The sequence below is a fragment of the Micromonospora vulcania genome, from assembly GCF_042658605.1.
Lineage (GTDB): Bacteria > Actinomycetota > Actinomycetes > Mycobacteriales > Micromonosporaceae > Micromonospora > Micromonospora vulcania.
In genome coordinates, this window is sequence record NZ_JBHSQS010000007.1 from 60,638 (window position 1) to 75,912 (window position 15,275).

The 15,275-nt window shown below is 70.3% G+C and carries 16 protein-coding genes; 6 read left to right on the forward strand and 10 right to left on the reverse strand.

Features of this window, described 5'->3' with window-relative positions:
* Positions 1-86: 86 nt before the first annotated feature.
* Positions 87-1,145, forward strand: coding sequence for a GDP-mannose 4,6-dehydratase (locus tag ACFQGL_RS13395; RefSeq protein WP_377510821.1), 1,059 nt, complete (start codon positions 87-89; stop codon positions 1,143-1,145).
* 27 nt (positions 1,146-1,172) lie between these two features.
* Here ACFQGL_RS13395 and rfbD read toward each other — a convergent pair whose 3' ends face one another.
* Positions 1,173-2,099, reverse strand: coding sequence for a dTDP-4-dehydrorhamnose reductase (gene rfbD, locus ACFQGL_RS13400; RefSeq protein ID WP_377510824.1), 927 nt, complete (start codon positions 2,097-2,099; stop codon positions 1,173-1,175).
* Between the two features lie 171 nt (positions 2,100-2,270).
* Here rfbD and rfbA point away from each other — a divergent pair, with 171 nt between their 5' ends.
* Complete coding sequence (gene rfbA / locus ACFQGL_RS13405; protein ID WP_377510827.1) at positions 2,271-3,149, forward strand: glucose-1-phosphate thymidylyltransferase RfbA; 879 nt, start codon at positions 2,271-2,273, stop codon at positions 3,147-3,149.
* 95 nt (positions 3,150-3,244) lie between these two features.
* Positions 3,245-5,638 carry a galactose-binding domain-containing protein gene (locus ACFQGL_RS13410; protein ID WP_377510830.1) on the forward strand — a complete coding sequence of 798 codons (2,394 nt, stop codon included), beginning with the start codon at positions 3,245-3,247 and terminating at the stop codon, positions 5,636-5,638.
* A gap of 53 nt (positions 5,639-5,691) precedes the next feature.
* Here the strand turns inward: ACFQGL_RS13410 and ACFQGL_RS13415 are convergent, their stop codons facing one another.
* From ACFQGL_RS13415 to ACFQGL_RS13425, 3 genes are read right to left on the reverse strand one after another with little or no spacing between them, the layout of a single operon-like run.
* Positions 5,692-6,558, reverse strand: coding sequence for a metallophosphoesterase family protein (locus ACFQGL_RS13415; protein WP_377510833.1), 867 nt, complete (start codon positions 6,556-6,558; stop codon positions 5,692-5,694).
* A 24-nt stretch (positions 6,559-6,582) separates the two neighbouring features.
* Positions 6,583-6,876, reverse strand: a complete 294-nt coding sequence (locus tag ACFQGL_RS13420; protein WP_377510836.1) for a hypothetical protein — start codon at positions 6,874-6,876, stop codon at positions 6,583-6,585.
* On the reverse strand, positions 6,870-7,190 hold the full coding sequence (locus ACFQGL_RS13425) for a hypothetical protein (RefSeq protein ID WP_377510838.1): 321 nt from the start codon (positions 7,188-7,190) through the stop codon (positions 6,870-6,872). The genes ACFQGL_RS13420 and ACFQGL_RS13425 overlap by 7 nt, the downstream gene beginning before the upstream one ends.
* A gap of 156 nt (positions 7,191-7,346) precedes the next feature.
* On the opposite strand from ACFQGL_RS13425, the gene ACFQGL_RS13430 reads away from it, so the two are divergent.
* Entirely contained in the window at positions 7,347-8,198 is an 852-nt protein-coding gene (locus ACFQGL_RS13430; RefSeq protein ID WP_377510841.1) for an alpha/beta fold hydrolase, read from the forward strand.
* A 97-nt stretch (positions 8,199-8,295) separates the two neighbouring features.
* On the opposite strand, the gene ACFQGL_RS13435 is transcribed toward ACFQGL_RS13430, so the two are convergent.
* The 5 genes from ACFQGL_RS13435 to ACFQGL_RS13455 are packed head-to-tail and all read right to left on the reverse strand — an operon-like array spanning position 8,296 to position 12,851.
* Positions 8,296-8,925: a hypothetical protein gene (locus tag ACFQGL_RS13435; RefSeq protein WP_377510844.1), complete on the reverse strand. Its 630-nt coding sequence runs from the start codon at positions 8,923-8,925 to the stop codon at positions 8,296-8,298.
* Positions 8,922-10,328: a selenium-binding family protein gene (locus ACFQGL_RS13440; RefSeq protein WP_377510847.1), complete on the reverse strand. Its 1,407-nt coding sequence runs from the start codon at positions 10,326-10,328 to the stop codon at positions 8,922-8,924. The genes ACFQGL_RS13435 and ACFQGL_RS13440 overlap by 4 nt, the downstream gene beginning before the upstream one ends.
* Positions 10,329-10,342: 14 nt before the next feature.
* Positions 10,343-11,074, reverse strand: coding sequence for an ABC transporter ATP-binding protein (locus ACFQGL_RS13445; RefSeq protein ID WP_377510851.1), 732 nt, complete (start codon positions 11,072-11,074; stop codon positions 10,343-10,345).
* On the reverse strand, positions 11,047-11,877 hold the full coding sequence (locus ACFQGL_RS13450) for an ABC transporter permease (RefSeq protein WP_377510854.1): 831 nt from the start codon (positions 11,875-11,877) through the stop codon (positions 11,047-11,049). Before ACFQGL_RS13450 ends, ACFQGL_RS13445 begins: the two co-directional genes overlap by 28 nt.
* Complete coding sequence (locus ACFQGL_RS13455; protein WP_377510857.1) at positions 11,874-12,851, reverse strand: aliphatic sulfonate ABC transporter substrate-binding protein; 978 nt, start codon at positions 12,849-12,851, stop codon at positions 11,874-11,876. Before ACFQGL_RS13455 ends, ACFQGL_RS13450 begins: the two co-directional genes overlap by 4 nt.
* A 193-nt stretch (positions 12,852-13,044) precedes the next feature.
* Between ACFQGL_RS13455 and ACFQGL_RS13460 the strand changes: the two genes are divergently transcribed.
* Both ACFQGL_RS13460 and ACFQGL_RS13465 read left to right on the forward strand, forming a co-directional pair.
* Entirely contained in the window at positions 13,045-14,214 is a 1,170-nt protein-coding gene (locus ACFQGL_RS13460) for an LLM class flavin-dependent oxidoreductase (RefSeq protein WP_377510860.1), read from the forward strand.
* A gap of 34 nt (positions 14,215-14,248) precedes the next feature.
* Positions 14,249-14,662, forward strand: a complete 414-nt coding sequence (locus ACFQGL_RS13465; RefSeq protein WP_377510863.1) for an NUDIX hydrolase — start codon at positions 14,249-14,251, stop codon at positions 14,660-14,662.
* Here ACFQGL_RS13465 and ACFQGL_RS13470 read toward each other — a convergent pair.
* Positions 14,659-15,063: a hypothetical protein gene (locus ACFQGL_RS13470; RefSeq protein ID WP_377510866.1), complete on the reverse strand. Its 405-nt coding sequence runs from the start codon at positions 15,061-15,063 to the stop codon at positions 14,659-14,661. The two genes, ACFQGL_RS13465 and ACFQGL_RS13470, sit on opposite strands and share 4 nt — an antisense overlap.
* Positions 15,064-15,275 lie beyond the last annotated feature (212 nt).

Genomic DNA, 15,275 nt, shown 5'->3' on the forward strand with positions numbered 1-15,275 from the left:
TAACTGTTTGGTGGGTTATGGTCGTCGGCGGTTGCCCGGGTTGCCGCAGCGGGTCGACAAGCTCGCCGAACCAAGGAGTCTCCACAATGGATGTTCCAGACCATGCCGCTGGTGTCGACCAGTCTCCGAGCCTGGCGCCTCGACGCGTCCTGGTGACCGGAGGTGCGGGCTTCGTCGGCAGCCACGTGGTCGCCCGGCTGATGTTGATGGGCAGTCAGGTCCGGGTGCTTGACAACTTCTCCACCGGTCGGCTCGAGAATCTGGCCGACGCCGCGTACGGCGGGTTGACCGAGGCGGACGTCTTCTCCGCCGACATCCGCACCCCCGAGGGCGTGAAGATCATCGACGAGTGGCAGCCGGAGGTGGTGGTACATCTCGCGGCGCAGCCCAGCGTCCCCGCCGCCGGCCGCTCCCCGTTGTACGACGCCGACGTCAACGTGTTCGGCACCGTGAACGTGCTCGACGCGTGCGTCCGTAGCGGCGTGCGACTGGTGGTCAACGCCGCCAGTAGCGCCGTCTTCGGCAGCGTCTCCGTCGACGAGCTGCCGGTGGCCGAGGACCATCCGATGGCCCCGGTCGGCCCGTACGGGATCAGCAAGGCCACCGCCGTGCACTACCTCGACTGGTACGGCCGTCAGCACGGCCTCGCCTACACCTCGATGGTGTTGAGCAACGTCTACGGGCCTCGGCAGGGGGGCAGCGACTGCGGTGTCGTGTCCCTGATGACCGAAGGTCTGCTCGACGGGCGTCAGGTGGTCATCTACGACGACGGCAAGCAGACCCGCGATTTCATCCACGTCAGCGACGTCGCCGAGGCGGTGGCCATCGCCTCTCATCACGACGGCGTGGGAATGGTCAACATCGCTTCCGGCCGGCAGTTGAGCGTCAACGAGGTCTACCAGGCCGTCCAGGAGGCCGCCGGCGTCGCGCAGGCGCCCCGCTACGAACCGCTACCCTGGGCAGGCGAGATTCGCAACATGTCGCTGGACACCAGAAGAGCGCGCGACCTGCTCGGGTGGCAGCCGAGCGTCGGTTTCACCGAGGGTGTGCGGATGATGGTCCGCGACGCCCGTCGCCGCCGTAAGGCTGGCGCTCAGATCATGCCCGCGGCGCGGAACCTCGACCCGGCGCTGACCAACCGCTAGCGGCGGCCGGCCCACCGCGCCGGCCGGTTACCGGTGGCCGGATGTCTGCAACCGGGGCGACTTGTCCCGGGCGATCTGCGCCAGCGCGGCAAACCTGGGTGTCCGCAGAGCCTGCTCCAGCTGGTCGCGCCAGGGGGCCTGCACGTTCACGCCGGTCCCCTGCCACCGCTGGTGCCCGAGCACGCTGTAGGCCGGCCGACGGGCGGGACGGGGGAACGACGTGTGCGGCACCGGGCGTACCCGTTCCGGATCGAGGCCGGCCAGGTCGAACAGTGCCCGGGTCAGGTCGTACCAGGTCGTCTGGCCGGCGCTGGTGCCGTGGTAGATGCCGGGCGGCGCGGCCCCGAGGTGCGCGGCCTGGCCCAGCTCGACCAGTTGTCGGGCCAGCGCCCCGGACCAGGTCGGTTGGCCGATGTGGTCCGCGACCGCCTGCACCGCCGGAAGTTCGGCGGCGCGGCCCAGCATGGTGGCGACGAAGTTGCGGCCGTGCTCGCCGTACAGCCAGGCGGTACGGACGAGGTAGCCATGCTCCGGCAGGAGCAGCCGAAGGGCCGCCTCGCCAACCAACTTGCTCCGGCCGTACGCGTTCACCGGGTCGGTGGGCGCGTACTCCCCGTAGGGGGTACGGGCGGTGCCGGCGAACACGTAGTCGGTGGAGATCTGGAGTAGGCGGGCGCCGGATTCGGCACAGGCCCGGGCCAGATCGGCCACGGCCGCGCCGTTGACCGCCGTCGCGGCGGCCTCGGCGTGCTCGGCGGCGTCCACGTCCGTCCACGCGGCGGCGTTGACCACCACGTCGTGCCCCGGTACCAGCCGGGACACCGCCGCCGGATCGGTGATGTCGAGGGTGGCGCGGTCGACGGCGGTGACCGCGGCGTCGGCTCGGCGGCCGAGCGCGTCGATCAGGTCGCGCCCGAGCATCCCGCTGGCGCCGGTCACCAGCCAGCGGACCATCAGCGGTCTCCAGCCGGACACCGACCCCGGCAGCCGCGGGCACGCGTCCGAGCAATGTTTGGACTATTCATCGGATCAGGGTAGAAGACGCGGCAGTCGCGAGCGGCGCTTTCACGTTTGGTGTCCGAGGTTGCCCAGTCAAGGGCACATTCTTATGTTTAGCATGTCCTCATGCGAGGCATTTTAGTCGCTGGTGGCACCGGGTCCCGGTTGTGGCCGGTGACATACGCGGTGTCGAAACAGCTGATGCCCGTATTCGACAAGCCGATGGTGTACTACCCGCTGTCCACGTTGGTGATGGCTGGCGTCCGGGAAATCCTGATCGTCACGACCCCGGAGAATCGGAGTCAGTTTCGTCGGCTGCTCGGTGACGGCAGCCAGTGGGGCCTTCACCTGGAGTACGTCGTGCAGGCGAAGTCCAGGGGCGCCGCCCGGGCCATCATTCTGTCCGAGGACTTCCTCGACGGGCAACCCGCGGCGCTCAGTCTCGGTGACAACATCCTGCATGGTGTCGGCCTGGGGAGCCGGTTGCGGCAGAATGACGTTGTCGCCGGTGCCCGGATCTTCGCCTATCCGGTGGCGAATCCGTCCGACCATGCTGTAGTGACGTTCGACGCATCCGCGCGGGTGGTCTCGATCGAGGAGAAGCCGGCCCGGCCCCGGTCGCACTATGCCGTACCCGGCCTCTACTTCTACTCGTCAGACGTGGTGAAGATAGCTCGTGAACTTCGGCCGAGCGTTCAGGGAGAATTGGAGATAACAGCGGTCAACGAGGAATACCTGCGCCGAGGTGAATTGTCGGTGACGGTGCTGGGGCGGGGCACCGCGTGGCTGGACACCGGCACCTTCGCAGACCTGGTGCAGGCCTCGGAGTACGTTCGCGTCGTCGAGGAGCGGCAGGACCAGAAGATCGGTTGTGTCGAGGAGGCCGTCTGGCGTGCCGGGTGGATCGGCGACGATCAGCTCCGAGCGTTGGCGGCTCCCCTGCGGACCAGCGGTTACGGCGAGTACCTGCTCCGCCTACTGGAGCGAGAACTTCCCACTAGCTGATGAATAATTTCATCGTTTAGTCGAAGTATTGCGGGCCAGTCTCCGTTACTGCCACGATGACCGTCAATGCCTTCCGTCCCGAAGGAGTGGTCCTCATGGCGGTCTCCCGCCGCAGGTTCGTCACGTCGGCGCTGGCGGGGTCCGCCCTCGCCGCCGCCTCCACCACCGAACTGCTCGCCTCGCTCACCGGCCCGGCACACGCCGCCAGTCCCCCCGGGGACGTGGTCGGCAAGGTGACGGTCGGCTACCAGGGCTGGTTCAGCGCCTCCGGCGACTCGGCCCCGATCGGCGGCTGGTGGCACTGGAGCCGGGACCGGTTCCAGCCGCCCTCGCCCAGCAACACCACCATCGTGTCCTGGCCGGACACCCGGGAGTACACGCACACGTACCCCACCGCGTATCCCAACCTCGGCAACGGCTCGCCGGCGGTCCTCTTCTCCTCCTATGACCAGCAGACGGTGGACACCCACTTCCGCTGGATGCAGGAGTACGGCTGCGACACCGCCGCCCTGCAGCGGTTCAACCCGACGGGCGACGAGGGGCCGACCCGCGACGCGATGACACAGAAGGTGCGCTCGGCCGCCGAACGCTACGGCCGCAAGTTCTACATCATGTACGACGTCACCGACTGGTTGACCATGCAGTCGGACATCAAGACCGACTGGACGACGAAGATGCTCGCCCACACCGCGTCCAGCGCGTACGCCCGACAGAACGGCAAGCCGGTCGTCTGTATCTGGGGCTTCGGCTTCAGCGAGCCCAGCCGACCCTTCGCGCCGGCGCCCTGCCTGGAGGTCGTCAACTGGTTCAAGGCACAGGGCTGCTACGTCATCGGTGGCGTGCCCACCTGGTGGCGGCAGGGCATTGAGGACTCCCGCCCCGGCTTCCTGGACGTCTACCACGCGTTCAACGCGATCTCGCCGTGGATGGTCTACCGGGCCAGGACGGTGGAGGAGCTCGACTCGTACTACAACAACGTCAACGTTGGTGACATGGCCGACTGCGCGGCTCGCGGCATCGACTACCTGCCCTGCGTGATGCCCGGCGACCTCGCCGGAGGCCACCGTAAGCACGGCGACTTCTACTGGCGGCACATCTACAACATGGTCCGGCTCGGCTCGCAGGGCCTCTACGTGTCGATGTTCGACGAGTACAACGAGGGCAATCAGATCGCCAAGACGTCCGAGACCCAGGCCACCACCCCGGCCGGCGCGAACATCCGGGCCCTGGACGAGGACGGCGTGGCCTGCTCGGCCGACTACTACCTGCGGATCACCGCCGACGGTGGCCGGATGCTCAAGGGGCAACTGGCGCTCACCCCGGTACGCCCCACGCCGCCGGTGGTCGGCACGCCACCACCGACCGGCGCGAACCTGGCCGCCGGCCGGCCCACCTCGGCGAGCAGCCAGAACGGCCCGTTCCCGGCGTCAAACGCGGTGGACTCCAACGTGGGCAGCTACTGGGAGAGCGCCGGTGGCTCCTTCCCGCAGTGGTGGGGCGTCGATCTCGGTGCCAGCTACCGGATCGGTCGGCTCGTGGTGCGACTGCCCGGCGGCTGGGAGACGCGTACCCAGACCATCACGGTGCAGGGCAGCACCGACGGCTCGTCCTTCAGCACCATCGCGCCGGCTGCCGGGTTCACCTTCGACCCGTCGACCGGCAACACCGTCACCCGTACGCTGCCGCCCACCACCGTCCGGTTCGTGCGGCTCAGCGTCGGCGGCAACACCGGCTGGCCGGCCGCGCAGCTCGCCCAGGTCGAGGTGTACGCGGCGACCGACACGCCGGGGGACACCACCGCGCCCAGCGCGCCGAGTGGCCTCACGGTGACCGGCAAGACGACGACCAGCGTGTCGCTGGCCTGGACGGCGTCCACCGACAACGTCGGGGTGAGCGGTTACGAGGTGCGTCGCGGTGGCACGGTGGTCGCCACCGTCACGGGCACCACGGCGACCGTGAGCGGGCTCAGCGCGTCCACCTCCTACAGCCTCACGGTCACCGCGCGGGATGCCGCCGGCAACACCTCGAACGCGTCCAACACGGTCACGGTCACCACCGACGCCCCGACCAACGCGGACCTGGCCCGAGGTCGACCCACCACGGAGAGCGGCCACACCCAGAGCTACGGGTCGGGCAACGTGGTCGACGGTGACCCGAACAGCTACTGGGAGAGCGTCAACAACGCCTTCCCGCAGTGGGTCCAGGTCGACCTGGGCGCGTCCAGCACGGTGGGGCGGGTGGTGCTCAAGCTGCCGCCGTCGTCGGCGTGGGGCACCCGGACGCAGACCCTCACGGTGCAGGGCAGTGCCAACGGCACCAGCCTGAGCACGCTGGTCGCCTCGGCCGGGCGGACCTTCGACCCGGCCAGCGGCAACCAGGTGTCCCTCACGTTCCCCGCCGCGCAGGCCCGCTACGTGCGGATCACCGTCACCGGTAACACCGGCTGGCCGGCCGGTCAGTTGTCGACACTGGAGGTCTACGCCAGCTGACGTCGGGCGGCCGCCGGCTCCGGCCGGCGGCCGTCACCGGTCGCGGCGTCTGGTCAGCCGGCGGGTTGACGCAGCCGGCGCAGGTCGTCGGCCGGGTGGATGGTGCGCACCGGGTTGGGCGCCGGGCCGCGCCGCCGCCACTCGCGCGGATAGCCGAGCGAGACCTCCTCGAAACGTACGCCGTCGTAGAACGTCGTCCGGGGAATGTGCAGGTGACCGTAGACCACGGTGGACGCGCCGAAACGCAGGTGCCAGTCCCGGGTACGCACCGTGCCGCACCACTGGGCGAACTGCGGGTACCACAGGATGTCGGTGGGTTCGCGTACCAGCGGATAGTGGTTGACCAGCACGGTCGGCCGGGACGGGTCGCACTCGGCGAGCCGGCGCTCGGTCTCGGTGACCCGGGCGTCGCACCACGCCTCCCGGCTCGGGTAGGGGTCGGGGTGCAGCAGCATCTCGTCGGTGCAGACCACCCCGGCCTGGTACGCCAGGTCCAGCGACTCCTGCTTGCTGCTCGCCTCGGGCACCCGGAACGTGTAGTCGTAGCCGACGAAGAGCGGGGCGATCGTGGCCGGCCCGCCGTCGCCGTCCCACACCGGGTACGGATCCTCCGGGGTCACGATTCCCAACTCTCGACACAGTCGTACCAGTTCCTGGTAGCGCGCCTCACCGCGGAGCCGGACGGGGTCCTTCGGCGGCGTCCACAGCTCGTGGTTGCCCGGCGCCCAGACGACCTTCGCGAACCGGCTGCTGAGCAGCCCGAGCGCCCACTCGACGTCGGCGTACCGGTCGGCCACGTCGCCGGCGACGAGCAGCCAGTCGCCGTCGTTGTCGGGGTGCAGCTCCTGCACGAACGAGCGGTTCTCCGGATAGCTGATGTGCAGGTCGCTGACGGCCCGCAGCCGGGGCGGAAGACTCACGCCCTTGAGGCTAGGCCGGCTTGGTCAGCAGAACCAGCCATCCTGCACCCAGCCGCGCCGGTTGATGTAGCCGTAGGCGAACCCGTAGACGTAGCCGCCACTGCGGGGGGCCTCGACGAGGAAGGTCTGCCCCCGGTAGAGGGTGCCCATCCAGGCCCCGACGGGCTCGGTGCGGACGAACAGGTCATCGGCGCACACGGTCTCCCGCTGGCCGATCGTGCCGTTGGCGGCCTGCGCCGGAGTCGGCGCGGCGAGCGCCGCGGCGATGATCCCGGCCAGCAGCCCGGCTGTCGCGCGGGTGACGCCCCGGGTCACCACGAGTCGTACCCACCGATGCACTCGGCCCGCAGGTAGCCCCAGTCGTTCGGACCGAAGTCGAACGAGGCGGCCCAGCCGTTGTAGACCGGGTGTGCGCCGGGCGTATGGCCGATCTTGTTGCCGTAGGTGAGCGTGCGCTTCAGGCCGGTCGGGCCGCCGGCGGAGTCGTAGTTGGCGTAGAAGCTGGCGCTCTGGCAGATCACGACGGCGTGCCGGGGCACCACCGGGTCGGCGTGTGCCGGTGTGGGGTCTAGAGCGGCCAGAGCCGCTCCGATGGTCAGTGCGGTGATCCCCGTGCGGATCCTTCGAGGCATGCCCACCTCCGGTACGTCGAAACTTTTCTACCGGCGACCCTAACAACCGGGTAGATAAATGTCGATGACTCCGTGTCGTGGGTGGGGGCGGCATATCCGCTGGCCGGGCGGGAAAGCCCAGGCGTCCGACAGCCAAGACCGGAGCAGGAGACGAACATGCCTTTCATCACCGTGGGGACGGAAAACTCCGCGCCCATCGACCTGTACTACGAGGACCACGGATCCGGTAAGCCGGTGGTGCTGATCCACGGCTTCCCGTTCAACGGGGCGACCTGGGAGAAGGAGACCACCGCGCTGCTCAACGCCGGATACCGGACGATCACCTACGATCGGCGCGGTTTCGGTAACTCCGCCCAACCGGCGAACGGATACGACTACAACACCTTCGCCGCGGACCTGGACGTCCTGATGACGGAGTTGGACCTGCGCGACGCGACCATCGTGGGTCACTCGATGGGCACCGGCGAGGTGGTCCGCTACCTGGCCAACTACGGCTCCCAGCGAGCCAGCAGGGGCGTTCTGCTCAGCCCGTTGCAGCCGTTCCTGCTCAAGACGAAGGACAACCCGGAGGGCGTCGACAAGAGCCTCTTCGATGGCTTCCAGCAGGCCATCATCAAGGACCGCTTCGCGTACCTCACGACGTTCTGCGACGCGTTCTTCAACTACAGCGAGAACAAGGGCAAGCTGGTCAGCGAGGAGGCGTTCCACGCGCACTGGCAGATCGGTGCGGGTGGCTCCGGCAAGGGCACCCACGACTGCGTGTCCGCCTGGCTGGAGGACTTCCGACCCGACCTGCCGAAGATCGACGTGCCGATCCTCATCGTCCAGGGTGACAAGGACAACGTGCTGCCCTACCCGGTGACCGGTCAGCGGCTCGCGCCGATGATGCCGACCGCCAGCCTCGTCACGCTCAAGGGAGCGCCGCACGGCATCCCGTGGACGCACGCCGACGACGTCAACAAGGCGATCATGGACTTCATGAAGCAGCCGGCGAAGGCGCGCGCCTGACCCGTCCCGGTAGCCGATCGGACGCCGGCGCCGCGAGGGCGTTGCGACACCCGGCCCACGGTTCGCACCGGGGCCGGGTGTCGTGTGTGTCCGGCGATCATGCCCGGATCAGCGTGACCAGCCCGGCCGCCACCAACACTCCGGCCCACAGTCGATCGACGTTGAACCAGGCCCGACGCAGCACTCCGACCCCGAGCACCTGGTAGACCAGCACCGCGATGACCAGCGCCGTGCCGAACATCGCCACGGTGTGCACGCCGGCCGCCGCCAGACCGGGCAACGCGCCCACCGGCGCGGCCGTCAGGTGCCCGGAGTGGCCTCCGGGCACCTGCTCGTTGATCAGCACCGGCAGCAGCATCAGACCCGCGCCGTGCGCCGAGGACATGAGGAACGACCAGCCGGCGAGTTGTGCCGGCGACAGCCGCATCCCGGCCCAACGGAAGTGCCGCTCCGACAGCAGCCGCCACAGCCCGAAGCCGACCAGCAGCACGCCGCCGACCACCGCCAGCGCGGTGCTCGCCGTCACCGACCGGGTCGCGGTGACCAGCGCCGCGACGATTCCCACCGAGGCGAGATGCCCGGCCGCGATCGGCGGCAGCGCCCGCAGCAGGGCCGACCGACTGCGCTCCTGCAGACCGCGGGCCACCGCGAACAGCCAGCCCATGGCCGGGTTCAGGCCGTGGAACGCGCCGAGCGCGGCGAGCGTCGCCCAGGTGGCGACGGTCACGGGAAACAGTACGAGTCGGAGGACGCGTCGCCGCCCTGCAACCGGGTCTGGTGCACCCGCAGGCCCCGGAACTCGTCGCCGTGCGGAAAGAACCGCGGGTCCGGGGTGAGGCCACCGGCGTCCCCGTCGACGTCGAGCTTGGCCAGCCAGGCACCCACCCCGTCGGGGTAGAACTGGTCGTCCCACGCGCCGTAGAGGGAGTTGCTGACGTAGACCCGCCGGCCGTCCCGGCTCACCTCGACCATCTGCGGGCCGCCGGCCAGCGCCTCGTCCGGCGCCGACGGGTGCGCGGTGCGACGGACGATCCCACCGAGGTGCACCGAGCCGGTCTGCACCGGGTGCAGCGGGTCGCTGACGTCGTACTGCCGTAGCTCCCCGGTGCCCCAACAGGAGACGTAGAGGAACCGGTCGTCGACCGAGAGGTCGATGTCGGTCACCAGCGGCGGCACCGCGCCGAACGGCTTGAGCAGGTCGGGCAGGTCCGCCGGGTCGGCCGGCTCGGCCGGGATGTCGATCACCTTGGTGACCGCCCAGGCGTCGCCGTCGCGGTGCCACATCCAGACCGAGGCGGACAGGTCCTCGACGCTGATCACCACCCCGACGAACCCGTACGACTTCGTCGGGTCGTGCGCCGGACGCAGTTCGAGTGGCATCTGGTACTGGTCGCCGAGGTCGACGCGCTGCACGTGCCGGCGCTTCGCGAGGTCCCAGAAGTGGATGGCGTGCCCGTACCGCCGGCCCAGCAGCAGCTCACCGATGATGCCGTCCTCGATCATCGACGGGGTGCCCCACTCGCTGGTGACCAGGACGTCCTGGGTGAGGTGCCACCAGAGGTCGTACGCGAGGAACTGCGGGCCCCGGTCGGCCTCCCACGCCCCGCGGACCTCGAACGTGGTGTGGTCCAGGATGGCGATGCCACCCGGTCCCTCGGCACCGTCCGCGCCACCGAGCGCGGAGAGATAGATGCCGTCCGGGCCACAGTGCACGGTGTGCGGCCGGGAGTAGCCGGCCCGCTTCGCCAGCTCCTCCGGGCCGATCACCTTGGTCACCTGCGGCTGGCGTGGGTCCGGCTGGGTGTCCAGGACGTGGATCCGGGACGAGCGCAGGCCCGGCACGATCAGGTAGCGCCGCTCGACGTGCGGGTGCGGAGCGGTCGGGCAGAGCGCACTGCTGCACGCGTTCCACCCGAAGTGGTGCAACTCGTCGCCGAGGTGGGGCAGGTCGGTCCAGCCGACGACCCGCCCGTAGTCGGGGGAGTCCGGGTCGGTGTCCAGCACCACGATGGCGTCCGGACGCCTGGCCGTACGGTCGAAGGCCGCCACGTAGGCGAGCTTCTCGGCCGGCGCGGTCACGGCCTCGGAGGGGGAGGGATAGAACGTGGGATCGGGGGTCCAGCGGGTCATCGGGTCTCCGCTCGTCAGGTGGTGGGAACGCCGAGTCGATCGAGGAGGTGGCGGCGCAGCGCGCCGAAGGCCGGCTCGTCCGGCGTACGGGTGGGTGCGAGGTCGACGGGCAGGTCCGCGACGATGCGGCCCTCGTCCAGGAGCAGGATCCGGTCGGCGAGCAGCAGCGCCTCCTCCACGTCGTGAGTGACCAGGAGGGCGGCGAAGCCGTGCTCGGCGCGTAGCCGGCGTAGCAGCACCTGCATTCGGAGCCGGGTGAGCGCGTCCAGGGCGCCGAACGGCTCGTCGAGTAACAGCAGGTCGGGCTCGCGGACCAGGGCTCGCGCGACGGCGACGCGCTGCGCCTGCCCGCCGGACAGCTCGGCCGGCCAGGCGCGGTCCCGCTCGGCCAGCCCGACCTCGGCCAGCGCCCGGCGGATCCGCCCGCTCGTGTCCGCGCCGGAGAGGCCGAGCCCGACGTTGTCGGCGACCCGCTTCCAGGGCAGCAACCGGTGTTCCTGAAAGACCACGGCGGCGGTGCCGTGCACGATGATCTCGCCATTGGCCTCGCCGTCCAGCCCGGCGAGAATCCGCAGGAGGGTGCTCTTGCCGGAACCGCTGCCTCCGAGCAGGGCGACCACCTCGCCCCGCGCGATGGTCAGATCGACCCCGGCCAACACGACCGTCGGCCCGAACGACCGACGCACCGCGCGGGCGGTCAGCACCGCCGGCGGGCCGGTCAGGTCGCCCGCAGTCCGCGACGCCATGTCAACATCCTCCTCTCCAGGACCCGCAGCGCAACGTCGGATATCAGCCCGAGCAGCGCGTAGACGAGCAGGCCGAGCACCACCACGTCGGTCTGGCTGAACTCCCGCGCCTCCATCATCAGAAAACCGATCCCGGTCTGCGCGTTGACCTGCTCGCCAACCACCAGGCTGAGCCAGGCGGCCCCGATCGCCAGTCGCAGGCCGAGGAAGAGGGACGGCAGCGCGCCGGGCAGCACCACGTGGCGCAGCCGGGCGGCCTGTCCCAGCCCGCAGGTACGGGCCGCCTCCACCAGCCGTTCGTCGATGTCCCGGATGCCGGCGTAGGTGTTGAAGTAGATCGGGAAGAAGGCGCCCAACGCGACCAGACTGATCTTGAGTGGTTCGCCGATGCCGACCCAGATGATCAGCAACGGCACCAGACCCAGGTGTGGCAGCATCCGGGCCATCTGCACCGGAGGATCGACCAGGTCGTCGCCGAGCCGGAGCAGGCCCGCCACGGTGCCCAGGAGCAGGGCCAGCAGACCGCCGATCAACAGCCCCGCCCCGGCACGGGTGAGCGAGTCCAGCAGGTGGGTGGCGAGCGTACCGTCGCGGGCCAGCCGCCAACCGGCGGCGAGCACGTCGCTCGGTGCCGGCAGCTTCTCCGGCGCCAGCAGTCCGGTCCGCGCGGCCAGCTCCCAGCCGAGCACCAGCACGACCGGGCTGACCAGCCGCCAGCGTCGCGCCGGCCGCTGGCGTCGGGACGGCGCCGGTGCGGCGGCGACGACCTCGGTGGGGGCCTCGGCGAGCGTCGTACGAGTCACCGGAACACCTCGCTGAACCGGTCGTCCACCCGGGATCGGATGTCGACCGGGCCCGGAATGAGTTCCAGGGCGATGAAGCTGTCGGTGATCGCCTGGAGTTCGTCGCCGATGGCCGGGGTGACCGGGGCGAGCGGCCGGGCGCTGCGGGCCAGGGCGCGGCTGGTCACGTCCTGCGGGATCTTCAGCTCCGGCGCGAGGGTGCTGGCCCGCTCCTCGGGGTGTGCGATGCCCCAGTCGGTCACCTCGCGGTACCTCTGCAGGAACGCCCGGACGTCGTCGGTGCGCTGGGCGACCGCGCCGGGCGCGGCCAGGACGTACTCGCGGTTGCTGGCCAGGCCGGTCGCGTCGGCGAGCACCCGGACCCCGGGCTGCTCGGCCAGGGCGAAGTACGGGTCCCAGATCACCCAGGCGTCGACCTGCCCGCTGTCGAACGCGGGCCGCCCCTCGGCGGGTTTGAGGTACTTGACCTGGATGTCCTTCAACGTCAGGTGGTTCGCCTCCAGCAGCCGTACCAGCAGCCAGTGCACGTTGGAGCCCTTGTTGAGGGCGACCGTCTTCCCCTTGAGATCGGCGAAGGTGCGGTAGGGGCTGTCCGCCTTCACCAGGACCGCCTCGCCCTGCGGGATCGGCACCGAGGTGCCGATGATGGAGAACGGGATCTTGCCGGCGGCGGCGAAGACGGGCGGCGCCTCGCCGACCTGTCCGATGTCGATGGCTCCGGCCTTGAGGGCTTCGGTGAGGGCGGGACCGCTCTCGAACAGCGACCACGTGACGCCCGGTGTGGCACCGCGTGCCTTGACCAGGCTCAGGCCGCCGAAGCGCTGGTAGCCGATCCGCAGCGCGCCCCTGTCGCCCCCGGCGTCGGCCGACTCGCCGCAGGCGCTCACGCCGGCCGTGACGAGCAGGGCAACCGTGGCGAGCACGGCCGTCAGCAGGCGGCGGTGTGGGGGACGGTTCGTCCAGAGGGTACGCATGGCGGCTCCTTGAGGTTGGACATGCGGGTCCGTACGCATCGACCGGCGTGGTCGGCGTGGGCGGTAGCCTACTAACCCGATAGGTTTTATGGGTAGGCTGTCGGCGGGATCGTCCCACCCCTCAGGAGGTGCCCGCCCTCGCCGCGTGCGCCGCCGCACCCGCTCCCGCCGCGCACTGGAGGAAAGAGCCGCGATGACCCTCACCTTCCACTGGTTCCTGCCCACCAACGGTGACAGCCGGGACATCGTCGGCGGTGGGCACGGGGTGCCGACCGGCACCGCGGGGGCCGCCCGCCCGGCCAGCGTGGCCTACCTGGGGCAGATCGCCCGCACCGCCGAGCAGCTCGGCTTCGTCGGCGCGCTCACCCCGACCGGCGCCTGGTGCGAGGACGCCTGGTTGAGCACGGCGATGCTCACCGAGGTGACCGAACGCCTCAAGTTTTTGGTCGCCTTCCGGCCCGGGCTGCTGGCGCCCACGCTGGCCGCCCAGATGGCGTCGACCTTCCAGCGGCTGTCCCGGGGTCGGCTGCTGCTCAACGTGGTCACCGGTGGCGAGTCACAGGAGCAGCGAGCGTACGGCGACTTCCTCGACAAGGACTCCCGGTACGCGCGCGCCGACGAGTTCCTGCACGTGGTGCACGCGCTGTGGCGCGGTGAGACCGTCGACCACACCGGCGCCCACCTGCGGGTCGAGCAGGCGCGGCTGCACCGGCTGCCCGACCCGGTCCCACCGGTCTACTTCGGTGGCTCGTCGGCGGCCGCCCTTCCGGTGGCGGTACGGCACAGCGACGTCTACCTGACCTGGGGGGAGCCGCCGGCCCAGGTCGCCGACAAGCTGGACCGGGTCCGGGCACTCGCCGCCGAGGCCGGGCGGCAGCTTCGCTTCGGCATCCGGCTGCACGTCATCGCCCGGGACACCGCCGAGCAGGCCTGGGCACAGGCCCGCCGCCTGCTCGACGGCGTCGCCGAGGCGGACGTCCAAGCGGTGCAGGACGGCCTGCGCCGCAGCGAGTCCGAGGGGCAGCGCCGGATGCTCGACCTGCACGGCGGCTCCCGCGACGGCCTCGAGGTCGCACCCAACCTGTGGGCCGGGGTCGGGTTGGTCCGTGGCGGGGCCGGCACCGCCCTCGTCGGCAGCCACACCGAGATCGCCGACCGGATCGCCGAGTACCACGCGCTCGGCATCGACGAGTTCATCCTCTCCGGCTATCCGCACCTGGAGGAGGCGTACTGGTTCGGCGAGGGCGTACTGCCGATATTGCGCGAGCGTGGTTTGTGGCGGCACCCCGACGGCCAGCCGGAAGCGGCGGTGCACGTCGACATCCCCTTCGCCGGATCACCGGCGCCCGCTCCGGCGCGCTGATCGGTCACCCTCCGCGACCTGACATGATCTAGCGATGGCTACCTACGAGGTCGCGCTCGTGCTGCTGGTGGACCCGTCGGGCGCGGTGCTGCTGCAACACCGCGACGGCAACACGAGCGTCTCGCCGAACCAGTGGAGCCTGCCGGGTGGCCGCATCGAGGCCGGCGAGACGCCCGAGGAGGCTGCCCGCCGTGAGTTGCGCGAGGAGACGGGACTGACGGCGAGCGAGCTGCGCCCACTGTGGAGTGACCCGCGCCCGTACGAGGAGGGCTTCCCGCACGACGTCACGGTGCACGTCTATGGCGGCACGACGTTGGCGGGGCAGGAGGACGTGGTGCTCGGCGAGGGCCAGGCCATGGTGTTCGTCCCACGGGACGAGGTGCTGGCCCGTTCGCTGGCGGTCTCCTCCGCGTTGGTCCTGCGGCAGTACCTCAACGCTGTGCCCTAACTGGGTCGGCGCGCCGGGCGTCGGCTGATCCGCTGCGCGGCGAGGCTCACCGCGGTGCTGCCGACCGCCATTGCGACCAGCACCAGGATCGCTCCGACGGCCCACAACCCGCTGTCGTCGGTCGACGCGGCCTGCCACGACCAGGCCACCGTGAAGGCGACCGTCATGACCGGCGCCACCAGCCACGGGCTGAGTCGCGCGCCGGCGAGGGCGGCGAGCAGCGCGAGGGTCAACACGCAACCGACGACCTGCCACGCTTCGTACGGGCCGCTGCTCGCGCCGGTCTGTGGATCCACTGTGTACTCGGTGTCCCAGCCCAGCCACAGCAACCACACCCCGACCGTGGCCGCCGTCAGGAACAGAGCACCGAGCAGTGCGCGCGTACCCCTCGTCGCCGTCATCGGGCGATCATCCCCCGCGCGACGCCCACCCGGGAATGGGCACGGGTACTCACCACTGCGTGTGCGCGGTGATGATCAAAGTGTGAGGGAGAGGGAAGCACTCAATCCCTGCCACTTCTAACATATACCGCATGGGGGGCCTTGCGGCAAGACCCGGGTTATGCCGCAGAATTGCCGGCCGAAGGCCATAACCTGCGGAAACGGGAGTCCCG